Here is a 16,413-nt window from a genome sequence, read left to right on the forward strand (position 1 = left end):
ATGAAAAACACATAACAGCAAACTTGTTTCAGACTGTTGACAAACCTCAACGACTCGATGTTGCAAGGTAAATAGAGGTAGAAGAGTAAAGCGTCCGCGCCATCAGGGATGCTTGTTTTAACAAAGAAAGTACGGCGTCTTGACGATCTGCCCGCTTTCACCGCTACGGGCACTTTGTCATTAACCTCTAACAGCAAAGCTGCTTTTAATTATCGTGGCTTAGCCTGTTTTTACAGGCTAAAAGGTCAGTGTATTAAAACTAATCTTTCAACCAATTAGTATTGCCAATCATATGTATATACAGCGCCTCCACTTTAGTTCTAGCCCATGGTGTACGGCGTAAGAACTTCAGGCTGGATTTAATACTGGGATCGCTGATGAAACAGTTGATATTGATACGGTATGCCAACTCCTCCCAACCATAATGCTCAACCAGTTTAGTCAACAGTTGTTCAAGGGTAATACCGTGTAATGGATCTTTCGACAAGTGATCACTCATTATTTATCTCGCACTTTTACTCTTCGACTTGGGGTTGCTGAATTGTGGGTTTGCCACCAACCTGCAACGCCAGGTTATTTGAGTATATCTAGGTGATGATTTTATTAGTCGCACACCTTAATCAGGATAGGTTGATGCGACAAGCATAAATTCCCGATTTGTCGCACCATTGCTTACCGGCCACATAATGCAGGGCTGATGAGCATCAAGATATCGCGATAAATTGCTGGCGCAACTGATGGACTTGATCGCGCAGTTCTGCTGCCTGCTCAAACTCCAGATTTTGCGCGTGGGTGTACATTTTAGACTCCAACTCACGGATTTTCTGATCAAGCGCTTTCGGTGGCAAGGCGTGATAATTATTGGGATCGGCCACTTTGCCGCCCCGCCCTTTCCCTTTACCACGGGAAGAGGCTTGGCCCAGTTGCAAAATATCGCCAATCTTCTTGTTCAACCCTTGCGGAATGATGCCACGTTCTTCGTTGTAAGCTTGCTGTTTGACACGGCGCCGTTCCGTTTCACCAATAGCCTTTTCCATTGAGGCGGTAATTCTGTCGCCATACAGTATTGCTTTACCATTAAGGTTACGCGCCGCACGGCCAATGGTCTGGATTAAAGAGCGTTCAGAACGCAGGAAACCTTCTTTATCAGCATCAAGAATTGCGACCAGAGAAACCTCCGGCATATCCAAACCTTCGCGCAGTAAGTTGATTCCCACCAATACATCAAACTCACCCAAACGCAGATCACGAATGATCTCTACCCGTTCAACGGTATCAATATCCGAATGCAGGTAACGAACACGGGCACCATGCTCTCCCAGATACTCGGTCAGGTCTTCAGCCATACGTTTGGTCAGCGTGGTCACCAGCACCCGCTCGTTAATCGCTGCGCGAATACGGATCTCTGACAGTAAGTCATCAACCTGTGTGGCTACCGGCCGGACTTCAATTAACGGATCGAGCAGGCCCGTCGGCCGCACGACCTGATCGATGATATCGCCACCGGATTTCTCCAGTTCATATTTACCCGGAGTTGCTGAAACATAAATAGTTTGTGGTGCCAGTGCTTCAAACTCTTCAAACCGCATTGGCCGGTTATCCAGTGCCGATGGCAGCCGGAAACCATATTCCACCAGTGTTTCTTTGCGTGAGCGGTCACCTTTGTACATCCCGCCAATTTGCGGAATAGTGACGTGGGATTCATCAACCACCAACAGACCGTCTGCCGGTAGATAGTCAAATAGCGTCGGTGGCGCTTCACCTGGACCACGGCCCGAAAGGTAGCGGGAATAGTTTTCAATACCGGAGCAATAGCCCAGCTCATTCATCATTTCAAGGTCAAACTGGGTCCGCTGGCTAATACGTTGCTCTTCCAACAACTTGTTATTGGCTAATAGCACCTGACGGCGGTCGGCCAGTTCGACTTTGATCTCTTCCATGGCCTGCAAAATACGCTCGCGCGGGGTAACGTAGTGCGTTTTAGGATAGACCGTAAAGCGCGGTACTTCATGCTGTAACTGGCCTGTCAATGGATCAAAGATGGACAACCGTTCGACCTCTTCATCGAACAACTCTACCCGTAGCGCCCATTCATCAGATTCTGCGGGGAAGATGTCGATAACTTCACCACGCACCCGGAAGGTACCGCGCTGGAATACCTGATCATTACGGCTGTACTGCAATTCGGATAAGCGACGCAAAATAGAGCGCTGATCAATGATCATACCCTTAGTCAGATGCAGCATCATTTTCAGGTATAAATCAGGATCACCCAGACCATAAATCGCAGAAACCGACGCCACCACGATAACATCACGTCTTTCCAGCAGTGCTTTGGTCGCAGATAGCCGCATTTGCTCGATATGCTCATTTACCGAGGCATCTTTTTCAATAAACGTATCAGAACTTGGGACATAGGCTTCAGGCTGGTAGTAGTCATAGTAGGAGACGAAATACTCTACCGCGTTATCGGGAAAGAACTCTTTCATCTCACCATAAAGCTGTGCTGCCAATGTTTTATTGGGTGCCAGCACCATGGTTGGGCGATTCAAATCAGCAATAACATTGGCTATCGTAAAGGTTTTACCCGATCCCGTTACTCCCAACAGTGTCTGATGAGCCAGACCATTCTCTAGCCCTTCTTCCAGTTTACGGATAGCCTCAGGCTGGTCGCCTGCTGGCTTAAACTCAGAATGTAGTTTGAATAATTTACTCATGAATTTGCTACCCACTGGAGAAACACACACTATCAGGAGGCTAATTATGAAAGCCCCATAGAATTTTGCCACCTCTATGATACTGGATATAAAACCAGCTTCAAGCACCAAAATGTAGGAATTTCTTTCACCAAGAGATTGTTTGCCTCGTTACAGTGACATCTAAACGACAGCTGCACTGTAAAAGCGTTTTTATCCCCAACTGTTAACATAAACACATTAGTGATAACTAATCGATTAAAGATCACTCATCAGCACCAGTTATGATTTTTCAGCGCTTGATTTTAAATAACCCATTGAAAGTAAAATAAATTATTAAAAAGTAGAGAATGCGGACAACAGGAGCGCAAGCCGCGCCCGCTCTCGCTTGCCATCAGTTTTCTATGGCTAATGCACAAGGTTATCCACAGGAATGGTGGATAACTCATTCAACCCCACAGCGGCTGGGAGTTGGCGAAAAGCAAAGCTTGGGAGATAAATGGGGACTAACTGGCTTTTTTAGTGTTTTTTTTACATTTTTATTTCACCGCATATTTCAATTAGTGCTAACTATGTAGCTTGCTAATTCTATAATTTTCACTAGTTAACACCTGCATCTAATGACCTCTGACCTCTCTCTTTTTCTACTGCACCATTTTCTCCACCAAAGCACCGCTTAAGTGCAAGCTCGCCATCACTCTACGCTCGCACCCCGCCAGGCTGAGCTATTTTTACCCCACGCTGCGCGTTAAAACCATTTACAGCCTGTTAACAAACAGATTTTACTCTCTGTATAGCAACTTGGCCCAAGAGTTGCTTTATATCTCTGTGAAACGGAGAGATTAAAGGGGAAATGGTCTAAAGTGGTGCAACGCATTAATAGACTAAAAATCATCCTATCGCAGGGTGATTAAGGATAAAAATAGCCTGTTGATGCCATTTAATGCCGCAATTCGCCCATTTCACCTCAATTTACACCGACAACCACCCGTTAGAAGTGTGGTGTTTTATGCTGTACTGCCGCTACCAAGTATGCAGATTTGCTGGTTAATCCTTCACTAGCCGTTACAGAACACCGGGCCACCTGTGAACTACTGAGATCGACTGAGGAGAAGCACTGATGCTGAGTTTAACCGCTGTGAATCAATACTATGGACAGAATCATATCCTTTGGGATATTAATCTCGAGATCCCCCGTGGGCAGTGTACCTGCCTGATTGGCCGTAATGGCGTAGGAAAAACGACGTTAATTAATTGCATCATGGGGCATCTGCCAATTAAGAGTGGCACCATGACCTGGCAACCGAATCATGAACCGCCGCAGAATTTGCTACAGCAGCCGGTTGAGGGGCGCACTGCTCTGGGTATTGGCTATGTACCACAAGGGCAGCAGATCTTCTCTCAACTGAGTGTGGAGGAGAATATGCTGATAGCCGTGCTGGCGGGCCGCCATAAGTCGCGCCAAATTCCGGGCTGGATTTTTGATATATTCCCCCAACTGTATGACAAACGCACCCAACGTGGTGGGGAGCTAACCCGTAATCAACAACAGCAGTTGGCCATTGCCAGAGCACTGGTGACAGAGCCAGAACTGTTGATTCTTGATGAACCGGGGAGTGGTATTTTACCGCCGTTGACTGAGGATATTGGCAATATCCTACATCAGCTCAGTCGTAGCCTGGGTTTGACGGTACTTTTGGTTGAACACCGTTTACCCTTTATTCAGCATGTGGCGGATCGATTCTGTTTGATGGCCGATGGCCGAAATGTGGCACAAGGAACATTGGCTCAATTGGATGAAGAGATGATTATTACGCATTTGGCCAGTTAATATGGCGCAGAGTGGTTTCTCCCTCATGCAAACTAAAGCCGATGATAGCGGCCATACTCCGCAAAAAACTCAGGGCTAATAATATCTATTAGCCCTTTAGGGTCATATCGCCGTCAAAAATTCAGCTCAGTGGCACCTCAGCCAAAAGTCCTAAATCCAAATAGCCACCAAGATCACGCCGCTGGGTGATGGGATACACGTCAAGGTCCGTCAGATAGGGAACGACACCTAATCGCGGGGCACTGATCATCTGTGTCAATGTTGCCATATACTCAACTTGTCGCCCCCCCGCAGGTATCACCTCATTAGCTATCCACCCCACCAGTTTCAGCCCAGCTTGTCGGATAGCCAAAGCGGTCAACAAAGCATGATTGATACATCCCAACTTGATGCCAACAACCATAATTACTGGCAATTGCTCTCGTAAAACCCAATCGGCAAAAGTTGCCTGTGGCGACAGTGGGGTAAACCAGCCGCCAGCCCCTTCGACCAATATCCATTCGGCTGAGTGCTCAAGCTGCTGTAGTCCTTGCGATAAAATTGACAAATCAATCTCAAGCCCTTCGCTGGCAATATGGGGCGAGGTGGCCTCCAGAAACGTGAGCGGATTCACCTGTGAATAACTAAGTGCCGCACTGCTGTTTGCTTGTAGCGCCAAAGCATCACTGTTGCGCAATCCGTCAGGCGTCATCTGGCTGCCGGATGCCACCGGTTTATAACCGGCGGTGCGATAGCCCTGCTGGGCTGCGGCTTGCAGTAAGGCACAACTGGCAACTGTCTTACCGACATCGGTATCCGTGCCAGTGATAAACCAACGTTTAGTCACGATAGATAACCCCATAAACTAAGTGGTAACTCAGCGGGTAGGTGCCAGATTGGGTGCTATAAGCGCGTTGCAGGGCCACCAGCCGTTGGCGACCACTTAACCCGGAATGACGCCCCTGATGTAAATGCGTAGCACCAATGCCTTGCAGAGAGCGCATAAGCGCAATTACATCAGGAAACTGTTGCTGATATAACTCGGTTGTCAGGTGATGGCGATACCCCTGACAAGCGTCACTGATATGCTGAAAGGGGAGAAAATCATTCACATGGCGCTTGCCATCTACCTGTTGCCACGCCTGCCCCAGCTCGTCAAGAGACCCCTTTGCCAGGGTAGAAAACAGGATGATGCCGCCAACTCGCGTGACACGATATAACTCAGCTAGCGCCTGCGCTAAATCAGCACACCACTGTAGCGCCAGATTACTAAAACAAATATCAACGCTTTGATCTGGCAGCGGTATATTCTCAATATCAGCCAATAAATAGCTGTCCGCAGCCTGCTGTCGCCGGGCGTGATCCAACATTCCGGCGGCCAAATCTAGCGCAGTTACATATCTGTCTCGTTCACGCCAACAGCGGCTAAAATAGCCAGTACCGCACCCGGCATCCAGCACCGACGCACCAGGATGCTGATAACCCAGCGCTAATAAGGTATTCCCCGTTTCTCGTTGCAAACTTGCCGCTGAGTCGTAGCTGCCAGCAGCCCGGCTAAATGCAGCCGCAATCGCCGGTTTATCAACCAAGGGTAATCGTGGATTATCAGCGACAAACGCCATACAGCACCTCCAGCAATCTGTCGATATCATCACATTGATGCGCAGCACTCAGGGTAATACGCAATCTGGCCCCCCCCGGCGGGACTGTTGGAGGGCGAATCGCCGTTACCCATAACCCCTCGGCGCGTAGTTGCTCCGCCAGTGTCAGTGTTTGCTGATTGTCACCCACCAGCAGTGGCTGGATAGCGGTTTTAGATGCCCCTAATTGCAACGGTAAGTCTGCCGCTCCACGCCGAAATTGCGCAATACGTTGCTGAAGCTGCTGTCGCAAGTCATCACCTTGCTGAATACGTAATAGTGCCGCTTGCAGCGCACAAGCCTGTGCTGGCGGCATCGCGGTGCTGTAAATCAGGTGACGGGCATATTGCAGCAGATACTCGGCAACCGGCTCCTGACACAACACTGCCGCCCCACTCAGGCCGAATGCCTTGCCAAAAGTGACCACTAACAGTTCAGGTTTTACCCCTTGCTGCCAGCAACTACCACGGCCACCTTCGCCACACACCCCAATTCCGTGCGCATCATCCACCAGTAACCAGCCACCCGCCGCCACTGTTTTTTGCTGCAAAGCAGCCAGTGGAGCGCTATCACCGTCCATACTAAACACGCCTTCGGTGACTACCAATGTTTGGCCCGCACAGGGTTTATCGAGTAGGTTTTGTAGCGCATCGGGCTGATTATGCACAAAGCGCCGCAATTGAGCCGGAGAGTGTGCAGCCGCCTCCAGCAAAGAGGCGTGGCTGAGTTTATCGGCCAGTATCCTGTCGTCGGCGGTAGTTAACGCCGCCAATACTGCCTGATTTGCCGCGTAGCCTGAGATAAACAACAATGCACGCGGATAACCCAGCCAGTCCGCCAATTGGTGTTCCAGTTGGGCATGAGGCCGGCTATAGCCGGTAACATGGCCAGAGCCACCACTGCCAACACCATAGCGTTGCGCCCCCTGCTGCCACGCCGCAATCACGTCAGGATCCTGACTTAACCCCAGATAATCATTGCTGGAGAAGTTGAGATAACGCCGTTCTGCTGATTGCAACCAGCGCCCACTCGCCCCCTCATTAACCTGACGGCTACGGTAGGCCGCGGCGTCGCGTCGCTGTTGCAGCCCCTGCTCTATCTTGCTTTGCCAGTTCATCAGATTGCCGCGTTATAAAATTGTGTGCTCTCGCCGGGCAATGAGTCACGCTGCAAGAGTTGCTCAGTCAATACTTGCTGCTGTTCGCGATCCCCTTGCTCGGTGGCGGTTTGCTGTGGATTCAGCCCCAATTTACGGAACAATTGCAGATCTTTATCTTCTTCAGGATTCGCCGTGGTAAGCAATTTACAGCCGTAGAAAATAGAGTTAGCCCCTGCCATAAAGCACATCGCCTGCGTTTGCTCGTTCATTTGTTCGCGACCGGCAGATAAACGCACGTAAGAGGTTGGCATCATGATACGTGCGATAGCGATGGTGCGGATAAACTCGAAAGCATCGACGTCGTCGTTATTTTCCAGCGGCGTGCCTTTCACTTTTACCAGCATATTGATCGGCACACTTTCAGGCGGTTTGGGCAAATTCGCCAGTTGTACCAGTAGCCCTGCGCGGTCGCGGACAGTTTCGCCCAACCCGACAATGCCTCCCGAACAGACTTTGATACCGGCATCACGAACTTCACTGAGGGTATCGAGCCGTTCCTGATAACTGCGGGTGGTAATGATGCTGCCGTAGAATTCCGGCGAGGTATCAAGATTGTGGTTGTAATAATCCAGCCCAGCCTCTGCCAACCGGTGAGCTTGCTGTTTATCCAGCGAGCCAAGCGTCATACAGGTTTCCATCCCCATGGCCTTGACACCTTCAACCATTTTCTCCAGATAAGGCATGTCACGCTCATGGGGATTCTTCCAGGCCGCGCCCATACAGAAACGGGTTGAGCCGGCGGCTTTGGCCTTTTTCGCTGACTCCAGCACTTGTTCAACCTGCATTAAGCGCTCACTTTCCAAGCCAGTTTTGTAACGCGAGCTTTGCGGGCAATATTTGCAATCTTCCGGGCAAGCACCGGTCTTAATCGACAGCAAAGTACTGACTTGCACCTGACGCGAGTCAAAATGCTGACGATGAATCTGCTGCGCTTCAAACAATAAATCCAGCAGTGGTTTTTCAAACAGGGCCTGGGCTTGCCCGACTGTCCAGCGAATATAATTTGCCATTACGGCTTCTCCAGGGAAGAGAAAAAAGTTTCGCCAGTGTAAATAAACTCGATATACTGTCAACCATTCTTGCAATGAATTGGTTTACAACAATCCTCATGACACCTTCTGACCTGGCTTTTGATCAACGTCATATCTGGCACCCCTACACCTCAATGACTGACCCACTTCCCTGCTATCCGGTGGTCGCGGCCGACGGCGTTGAGCTGCAACTGGCTGATGGCCGACGTCTGATCGATGGCATGTCATCATGGTGGGCGGCCATTCACGGCTATAATCATCCGGTACTGAACCATGCGGCACATCAGCAGTTGGATAAAATGTCCCATGTGATGTTTGGGGGTATCACCCACCCGCCCGCCGTGGAACTCTGCCAACAGTTGGTTGCTCTAACCCCTTCGGCACTAGAGTGTGTTTTTCTCGCTGATTCGGGTTCGGTGGCCGTTGAAGTGGCGTTGAAAATGGCATTGCAATACTGGCAGGCCAAAGGTGAACGGCGGCAACGGATTTTAACCCTGCGCCACGGCTACCATGGTGATACTTTTGGTGCGATGTCAGTTTGTGATCCCCAGAATTCAATGCACAGTTTGTATCAGGGGTATTTAGCTGAAAATCTGTTTGCCCGCGCGCCACAATGCCGCTTCGACCAGGCGTGGAACCCGGAAGACATCACTGATTTTGCTGAAATGATAGCCACACATTCCAGCGAGATAGCCGCAGTCATTCTGGAACCGATAGTGCAAGGTGCCGGTGGAATGCGTATCTATCACCCCGCCTATTTGCGTGAGGTCAGGGCATTGTGCGATCAGCACCAGATTTTGTTGATTGCCGATGAAATCGCTACCGGTTTTGGCCGCACCGGCAAATTTTTCGCCTGCGAACATGCGCAAATCGTGCCGGACATTCTGTGTTTAGGTAAGGCATTGACCGGCGGCTACCTGACCTTATCGGCTACCTTAACTACCCGTAAGGTGGCAGAAACCATCAGTAACGGTGATGCGGGTTGCTTTATGCACGGCCCGACATTTATGGCTAATCCATTGGCTTGCGCTGTCGCCTCGGCAAGCTTGAGTCTGTTGGCTGAGAATCACTGGCAACAGCAGGTTGTCGCCATAGAAAACCAATTGAAACACGCGTTAATGCCACTTGCAGAACATGAAGCAGTGGCCGATGTGCGGGTATTAGGGGCAATTGGGGTAGTGGAAATGAAAGAGCCGGTTAACGTCGCGCGCCTGCAACGGCAATTTGTCGAGCACGGCGTGTGGATCCGCCCGTTTGGTAAACTGATTTACCTGATGCCGCCTTATATTATCTCGCCGCAATCACTGGCGCAGTTAACGGATGCGGTGAAAGCGGCGATAGTAAATATCCACTAAAGCAGTGGTGGGCAATATCGTCCGCAGACTGGCGGGGCAACAGCACCGATGGGCGTTGCGACGGCTTACGCCGTTACGACCCCTTCGACACATTTCCCCGCCCGGTAATATTATTTTTAAACTCTGGGGGCCAAAATAGTGACCCACATTGGCCCTTTCCCTACCGCATAGCGCTTCAGGGTGGTTAGCTCACCGCTGTGTTGATCAATACGATACACGGCAATATGATCCGACTTCTGGCCGGAAGAGATCAGGAAGTTACCACTGTTATCGATATTAAAACCGCGTGGCTGTGCTTCAGTCTGTTGGTGCCCGACCAACGTAATCTCACGCCCATCCTCAGAAACACTGAAAATACCCAGCAGACTGGCAGTACGGTCACTGATATAGAGATGACGGCCATTTGGCGTAATATGGATATCAGCCGCCCAACGAGTGCCGGTAAAGTCTGTTGGCATCGCATCCAGCGTCTGTATTAGCTGGTATTCCTGGCCGTTTTTGCTGATTAGATACACATCTACCGAGCTATTCAGCTCGTTAACACAATAGGCGACGTGTTTATTGGGGTGGAAGGCCATATGACGTGGGCCTGCACCGGCAGCAACCGGTATCACCGCCTGAGCGTGTGGCGTCAGTTTACCCTCAAGGCTCAGATCAAATAACCGCACCTTATCTTCTTTCAGGCAAGGTACCAGTAAGATTTGATTGGTCGGATCAATATTCGCCGAATGTGGAGCAGGCAAATCATCCAATTGCTGAATAGGTGCCTGTACCACACCCTGCTCATCAATAGGGCTAATGCTGACACAGTTAAAGCTATAAGAAGCAGAGAACAGGAAGCGGCCTTGTAAATCAGTGCCGATGTGCGTTGGGCTGCCTGGAAGTGGTGCCCTGCCAGCAGCGGTCAATGTGCCATCGTCACTGATGTTGTAGCTGATAATGGCAAAATCGGGGCGCACCCCAACATATAACTGGCGCTGGTTTGGATTGATTGTCATCGGCTGCACTTGCCCCGGCACCTCTACCGTTTGCAATAAGGTTAATGCACCGGCGGAATCTAATTGCCAAACATGGATCTGCTGACTGTCTGGGCTTGCCACGTAAACCACTTGCTTCATCTCTACTCCTTAGTCGAACCTATTATACTCGTCATACTTCAAGCTGCATGTGTGTTGGCTTCGTTCAATCACCCGAATCATTGACTGGCGTCAACTCATCGGAACTCACTCGCTTGCCGCCTTCCTGCAACTCGAATTATTTAGAGTATAGGCAACTTTAATTGGCCGAATTTGTCTTTCCAAACAAACCTTGCGCTTAACACAATTGCAAAATTGCGAATAATTTAGCCTAGCTTACCTGACTCGGCGGACATAACAACAGTCTGCTGTCGCGCTGTTTAAAACTTATCCTGCTTATTTTTAGCTGATTATGCTACCCACTCCCAAGCTTGGTTTAATCAACCCACCATCCGGTGTACCATCAAGTAATACTATGCAAACATACTATTAATGCCCTTATCGACGAGACTATAGCTGCCATGACATATCGCATAATTGCACTGGATCTAGACGGAACGCTACTGGATCACAAAAAACGTATTCTGCCAGAATCCTTGTCCGCACTGGCACAAGCCCGTGCTGAGGGCATCAAAGTGGTAGTGGTGACCGGCCGCCATCATGTTGCTATTCACCCGTTTTATCAGGCACTAGAACTTGATACACCTGCAATTTGCTGCAACGGTACCTATATTTATGATTACCATGCAAAAAAGGTATTAGATTCAAACCCCTTGCAGCCTCAACAAGCGGTTCAGGTGTTGCAGTTGCTGGAGCAAACCGGTATCCACGGGCTAATGTATGTGGACGATGCCATGCTCTATCAACAAACCAGCGGACATGTGATTCGCTCACTCAGTTGGGCTGAGTCATTACCACCCGCTCAGCGCCCGACGCTACTCCATGTTGATAGCTTGCTCGATGCGGCCCACACTGCCAGTTCCATCTGGAAATTTGCCACTTCACACTCGGATATTGAGCAACTGAGAGCGCTCGCAACCCAGATTGAGAATGAAATGGGGTTGGCCTGCGAATGGTCATGGCATGATCAAGTTGATATCGCACAGGCGGGTAACAGCAAAGGTAAGCGGCTACAGCAATGGGTTGAATCTCAGGGTTTGAGCATGAAAGATGTGGTTGCCTTTGGTGATAACTTTAATGATCTGAGCATGCTGGAAAGCGCCGGTTTGGGGGTAGCGATGGGGAACAGCGCCGATGCTATCAAACAGCGGGCTGACCTGGTGATTGCCGATAACGAACAGCCTGGAATCGCTGGCGTCATCCGCCAGCATGTTCTGGCTTGATAGTAAAATACGCCCGGCTGACGGGCGTTTTATCGTCGGATGAACCCAGGGGTTAGCGCCCTCAATTCTTGCGGTTAAACGAGACACTTTTTATCTGTGCATACACCCACTGACCGGGTTTAAGCGCCAATTCATCCCGTGCCCACGGCGTGATCCGCGCCCACAGCCATTGATCACCAACCGCGAGTTTGACATCGACCTGCCCATCCACCTCAAGGCATTCGGCAATTTTTACCGGCAAGATATTACGGATACTGCTACTTTGCGGTGGCTGTAATACCAACGAAACATCGGCTGCATTAATCCGAATACGCATTGAGCTACCCTCGTGCGCATCAAGCTTACCCACCCACAATCGCTGATCACCTAACGCCAGCGCGGTCATGGCATAGCGGTCGTGGTGACCAATGACACTGACCCGCAGTATGCTGCTCGGTTCTTCCCGTTGCAGCCACGGGCGCAATGCACTACTGGCCCACACTTCCTCCAGCCCGCCGACCGCGCGCACTTTGCCACCATCCATAACCACCACTTGATCTGCCAGCCGCAGGATCTCATCCATGCTGTGACTGACATACAAAATAGGGGTGTTAACATCTTGCGCCAACCGCTCCAGATAAGGCAGCAGCTCACGTTTGCGGGGCAAATCCAGAGAGGCCAGTGGCTCATCCATCAACAACAGCTCGGGGGCGGTCAATAATGCGCGCCCAATAGCAACACGCTGTTTCTCGCCGCCAGAGAGGGTCAGTGGGAAACGACTTAATAGTGGCTCGATACCCAGCAAACCGACAATTGTGTCAAATTGCCCACGCATTGACGGGGCCATGCCGTATTGTAAATTGCCCCGCACCCGATAATGGGGAAATAAGCGCGCATCCTGAAATACGTAACCGACTTTGCGTTTTTCCGGCGGCAGATAGATTTGCTGCTCGGCATCCACCAGCACCCGGCCATTTAACACCACTTTGCCTTGCTGCGGGCGGGTCAGGCCACCAATGACATTAATTAATGAAGTTTTACCGGCCCCCGACAACCCGAAAATAGCGGTGATACCTTGGGCGGGCAGATTGGTGGAAACACGTAAATCCAAATCGCCCAGTTGCTGACTGAAATCCAGCTCTAACATGGTGCCCCCATGCGTTTTTTACCCCAGCGGGCCAGCCATTCGGATAATAACAACGCCACCAACGACAGAATAATGGCAATGACACACAAACGCGCAGCAGCAGCTTCCGCCCCAGGGGTTTCAATCAGTGTGTACATTGCCAGTGGAATAGTGCGGGTTTCACCGGGAATATTGGAGACGAAAGTGATGGTCGCCCCAAACTCCCCCAGTGAACGGGCAAAAGAGAGCACGGTGCCAGCAATCACCCCCGGTAAAGAGAGCGGTAACGTAATGGTGAAAAACACCCGCCACGGATTGGCTCCTAGCGTGCGGGCCGCCAGTTCCAGACGCGTATCAACTGCTTCCAACGCCAGCCGGATAGCCCTCACCATCAGCGGAAAGGCCACCACCGCCGAGGCTAACGCCGCACCACGCCAACTAAAACTGAAATTAATGCCAAACCAGCTATAGAGCCACTCGCCAATAAAACCGCGCCGCCCCATGCTTATCAACAATAAATAGCCAATCACCACGGGTGGCAGCACCAGTGGTAAGTGAATAATACTGTCTAACAACGATTTACCGGGAAAACGGCAGCGCACTAAAATCCACGCCATTAAAATGCCTAACGGCAAACTGCACGCCACCGCAACCGCTGAAACCTTCAGACTCAGAATAATTGCCTGCCACTCATACTCACTCAGAATAGCCATATATATAATTAACCCATTGAATTTTATGTTATTTATAATTATCAACTTTAATTTTTATCCGGTTGGTTATCCGGTTTATTTCTCACTGCTAGAGTTTGAGTGTATCCACCAGTGCAAATCATTATAAAAGGATGGGAGTTGAAGTGAAGAAGTAAATATTTAGTATCTTATCGATCGGTTTCCGTAAAAACAGATTGAACTCCCCATTCAATATACTGTATAAAAAACCAGTTACTTAATGAGGTATGAAATCATGAAAGTTGAACTGGTTTACGATAAGCGAAACGTGAAAGAGATACCAGGTGCCAATGAACTAATCCTGGCTGAACTAACAAAGCGCGTGCACCGTGTATTCCCTAAAGCTGAGGTCAAGGTTAAGCCAATGCAAGCGAACGGCATCAATACCGACGCCAGCAAAGGTGATAAGGCTATTCTCAGCCGACTGGTTGAGGAAATGTTTGATGAAGCAGATCAGTGGCTGGTTATCGATATTTAATTGAGGGGGATTTATGCTGCGTGTTGAAGTGACTATAGATAAGCTGAACGCGAAGAGTTTTCCGGTTGGCTACACCAACGCACTTACCGAAGAATTAACGAATCGACTTACCCGTAAATTTAGCGATATTGACGTAAAGGTGAGGTTTGCGGGAGCTGATGGGTTAACGGTTCTTGGCGGGGGTAACGAGGATAAGAAAACGGTCGAAGATATTTTGAAGGATACGTGGGAAAGTGCTGATGATTGGCTCCAGCCTTAAGCCACCAGCCAATAATGCGAATGTATAGGCCGGGCAATTAAGCCCGGTGTAGCGCGCCTAAAAAAATGAGAAAACGATTCAGATAGTTTGATAATTCAAAAGCTAGATTGGTTTTCTCATTTTACATGACTTTTATATTAACCTGTGACGCTCTTCTGCTGGGATGTATTTGTAGATAGTTTTAGGTGATACATCGAGCACCAAAGCCACTTGATGCATGCTTGCGCCATTTGCAAACATTCGTCTAGCTCGCGCAACAACTTCAGTTGTCATTATCCTGCGCCGCCCTCCTACTCGGCCCTCAGCCCTAGCAACAGCAAGGCCAGCAAGCGTGCGCTCCACTATTAGCTCGCGTTCCATTTCTGCCAGTGCTGACATGACATGAAAGAAAAACCGGCCCATCGCAGTGCTGGTATCAATGCTATCGGTCAAACTACGGAAGTGCACACCACGGTCTTTAAGCTCTTCAATCAAACCAATTAGGTGGCGAACGCTACGCCCCAGCCTATCAAGTTTCCACACAACCAATGTATCCCCTTGCGACATGGTGCGCATTGCGCGCTTCAAACCTGGTCGGTCTGATGATTTACCGCTAATTTTATCTTCAAATATTTGTTCGCAATTTGCACTAATAAGAGCGGCTCTCTGCAACTCGGTATTTTGGTCATTTGTTGACACTCGGATATAGCCAATAAGCATGTTTTATTCCCCATTAAAAATGATTGGAGTGTGTCACTTTTATGGGAATGGCTAAAGTATCAATAGTCTCGCAAACCTTGGTTTGGGCGACGTCGTACATCTGCCGCAGTTAACTGGGGTTGTCGGCACGTCACGCAATGCAAAAATGAGTGTTACAGCAGCATCGGCAACAGCCACTTTCACGGCAGATGAAATCGTTGTCCAAACGGAGTTGGGTGGGCTGCAATATAAGCTCGCTAATTTCAACAAGACAATTAACCTGGCTACAACGGGCGCGGGAGGAATGAATACAGGCACTGCACCTGTCAGTGGGTTCGTTGCTTTATATGCGATTTACAACCCGACAACTCAAGTGTCAGCCTTGTTTGCTGTTAACGCGACATCGGCAGCTGTACCAGAAACTTGCGCTGTAACCATGCCAACTGGGTATACAGCTTCAGCATTACTAACTGTTGTACCCACTGATGCATCATCGCGCTTTAATGTTGTGATAGTGCAGGGGCGGCATGTCTCAATTCAATACACAGCCATGTACGGTACTACATCAAATGTTGCCAGCTCTCCGATAAGCGTGGGTGGGGTAATCCCAAGAAATGCAATCAGCGTGTCTGGCTCGATTACAATGTCATCAACTACTGCGGGGCCAATTTCAGCAGACATAAGCGGGGCTGGCGCGATAGGTAATCAACGCATTGCTAATTATATGAATGCAACAGAAAGCCACACATCAAACTTCAGTGAAGTCCCTATTATCACACCAACCACTATTACACTTGCGGTTAGCAGTAGCACCAGCACTTTCAGTTGTTATTTTTATGCTGCGGGGTATTCAATATGAAACATGTAAATATAGTTGATGGGATTGTTGTGGCTGAGTTTTCATGCCCGCAAGATAAAAAAGAATGGCCCAATATTGTAGCAGTTGAAGATGATGATCCGCGCTACATTGAGTTCATCGAATTGCCTTATAGCGCGAGATTAGATGAGTAATCATCACTGTTATCAAGCCGGGCCTAATAGCTCGGCTTCTTCTTTCACAATTAATTAACCGAAGGCCAAGTAATATCAGGTGCTTTTGATGTATCAGTCCG

At 49.4% G+C, this 16,413-nt stretch carries 17 protein-coding genes; 7 read left to right on the forward strand and 10 right to left on the reverse strand.

Going from position 1 to position 16,413, the window contains the following annotated elements; translation table 11 throughout:
* Nucleotides 1–259 precede the first annotated feature (259 nt).
* Complete coding sequence (locus tag V2A85_RS15205; protein ID WP_050087532.1) at nucleotides 260–499, reverse strand: VF530 family DNA-binding protein; 240 nt, start codon at nucleotides 497–499, stop codon at nucleotides 260–262.
* A 205-nt stretch (nucleotides 500–704) separates the two neighbouring features.
* Nucleotides 705–2,717, reverse strand: coding sequence for an excinuclease ABC subunit UvrB (uvrB, locus tag V2A85_RS15210; RefSeq protein ID WP_372558384.1), 2,013 nt, complete (start codon nucleotides 2,715–2,717; stop codon nucleotides 705–707).
* Nucleotides 2,718–3,816: 1,099 nt separating this feature from the next.
* On the opposite strand from uvrB, the gene V2A85_RS15215 reads away from it, so the two are divergent.
* Nucleotides 3,817–4,527, forward strand: coding sequence for an ABC transporter ATP-binding protein (locus tag V2A85_RS15215; protein WP_083159528.1), 711 nt, complete (start codon nucleotides 3,817–3,819; stop codon nucleotides 4,525–4,527).
* Nucleotides 4,528–4,648: 121 nt separating this feature from the next.
* Here V2A85_RS15215 and bioD read toward each other — a convergent pair whose 3' ends face one another.
* Genes bioD through bioB form a run of 4 tightly spaced genes read right to left on the reverse strand, consistent with a single transcriptional unit; the run spans nucleotide 4,649 to nucleotide 8,315 of the window.
* Entirely contained in the window at nucleotides 4,649–5,353 is a 705-nt protein-coding gene (gene bioD / locus V2A85_RS15220) for a dethiobiotin synthase (RefSeq protein ID WP_420071763.1), read from the reverse strand.
* Nucleotides 5,346–6,128, reverse strand: coding sequence for a malonyl-ACP O-methyltransferase BioC (gene bioC / locus V2A85_RS15225; protein WP_372558381.1), 783 nt, complete (start codon nucleotides 6,126–6,128; stop codon nucleotides 5,346–5,348). The genes bioD and bioC overlap by 8 nt, the downstream gene beginning before the upstream one ends.
* Entirely contained in the window at nucleotides 6,112–7,263 is a 1,152-nt protein-coding gene (gene bioF, locus V2A85_RS15230; protein ID WP_420071764.1) for an 8-amino-7-oxononanoate synthase, read from the reverse strand. Before bioF ends, bioC begins: the two co-directional genes overlap by 17 nt.
* Nucleotides 7,263–8,315: a biotin synthase BioB gene (gene bioB / locus V2A85_RS15235; RefSeq protein WP_372558379.1), complete on the reverse strand. Its 1,053-nt coding sequence runs from the start codon at nucleotides 8,313–8,315 to the stop codon at nucleotides 7,263–7,265. Before bioB ends, bioF begins: the two co-directional genes overlap by 1 nt.
* Before the next feature lie 98 nt (nucleotides 8,316–8,413).
* Here bioB and bioA point away from each other — a divergent pair, with 98 nt between their 5' ends.
* Complete coding sequence (gene bioA, locus V2A85_RS15240; protein WP_420071765.1) at nucleotides 8,414–9,691, forward strand: adenosylmethionine--8-amino-7-oxononanoate transaminase; 1,278 nt, start codon at nucleotides 8,414–8,416, stop codon at nucleotides 9,689–9,691.
* Between the two features lie 116 nt (nucleotides 9,692–9,807).
* On the opposite strand, the gene pgl is transcribed toward bioA, so the two are convergent.
* The gene (pgl, locus tag V2A85_RS15245) at nucleotides 9,808–10,809 is read right to left on the reverse strand and encodes a 6-phosphogluconolactonase (protein ID WP_420071766.1); all 1,002 of its coding nucleotides are present in this window, start codon (nucleotides 10,807–10,809) and stop codon (nucleotides 9,808–9,810) included.
* A gap of 419 nt (nucleotides 10,810–11,228) precedes the next feature.
* Between pgl and V2A85_RS15250 the strand changes: the two genes are divergently transcribed.
* Nucleotides 11,229–12,050, forward strand: coding sequence for a pyridoxal phosphatase (locus V2A85_RS15250; protein ID WP_420071767.1), 822 nt, complete (start codon nucleotides 11,229–11,231; stop codon nucleotides 12,048–12,050).
* A gap of 61 nt (nucleotides 12,051–12,111) precedes the next feature.
* Here the strand turns inward: V2A85_RS15250 and modC are convergent, their stop codons facing one another.
* Complete coding sequence (gene modC, locus V2A85_RS15255) at nucleotides 12,112–13,176, reverse strand: molybdenum ABC transporter ATP-binding protein ModC (protein WP_420071768.1); 1,065 nt, start codon at nucleotides 13,174–13,176, stop codon at nucleotides 12,112–12,114.
* Nucleotides 13,170–13,868: a molybdate ABC transporter permease subunit gene (gene modB / locus V2A85_RS15260; RefSeq protein ID WP_420071769.1), complete on the reverse strand. Its 699-nt coding sequence runs from the start codon at nucleotides 13,866–13,868 to the stop codon at nucleotides 13,170–13,172. Before modB ends, modC begins: the two co-directional genes overlap by 7 nt.
* A gap of 253 nt (nucleotides 13,869–14,121) precedes the next feature.
* On the opposite strand from modB, the gene V2A85_RS15265 reads away from it, so the two are divergent.
* Both V2A85_RS15265 and V2A85_RS15270 read left to right on the forward strand, forming a co-directional pair.
* Nucleotides 14,122–14,364: a DinI family protein gene (locus tag V2A85_RS15265; RefSeq protein WP_145525567.1), complete on the forward strand. Its 243-nt coding sequence runs from the start codon at nucleotides 14,122–14,124 to the stop codon at nucleotides 14,362–14,364.
* Between the two features lie 13 nt (nucleotides 14,365–14,377).
* Nucleotides 14,378–14,623: a DinI-like family protein gene (locus V2A85_RS15270; RefSeq protein ID WP_420071770.1), complete on the forward strand. Its 246-nt coding sequence runs from the start codon at nucleotides 14,378–14,380 to the stop codon at nucleotides 14,621–14,623.
* Between the two features lie 132 nt (nucleotides 14,624–14,755).
* On the opposite strand, the gene V2A85_RS15275 is transcribed toward V2A85_RS15270, so the two are convergent.
* Complete coding sequence (locus V2A85_RS15275) at nucleotides 14,756–15,322, reverse strand: recombinase family protein (RefSeq protein WP_420071771.1); 567 nt, start codon at nucleotides 15,320–15,322, stop codon at nucleotides 14,756–14,758.
* A gap of 145 nt (nucleotides 15,323–15,467) precedes the next feature.
* Here V2A85_RS15275 and V2A85_RS15280 point away from each other — a divergent pair, with 145 nt between their 5' ends.
* Nucleotides 15,468–16,160, forward strand: a complete 693-nt coding sequence (locus V2A85_RS15280) for a hypothetical protein (protein WP_420071772.1) — start codon at nucleotides 15,468–15,470, stop codon at nucleotides 16,158–16,160.
* Nucleotides 16,157–16,312: a hypothetical protein gene (locus V2A85_RS15285; protein ID WP_193784628.1), complete on the forward strand. Its 156-nt coding sequence runs from the start codon at nucleotides 16,157–16,159 to the stop codon at nucleotides 16,310–16,312. The genes V2A85_RS15280 and V2A85_RS15285 overlap by 4 nt, the downstream gene beginning before the upstream one ends.
* Nucleotides 16,313–16,413 lie beyond the last annotated feature (101 nt).

The sequence above is a fragment of the Yersinia sp. 1252 StPb PI genome, assembly GCF_048593885.1.
Taxonomy (GTDB): domain Bacteria; phylum Pseudomonadota; class Gammaproteobacteria; order Enterobacterales; family Enterobacteriaceae; genus Yersinia; species Yersinia enterocolitica_E.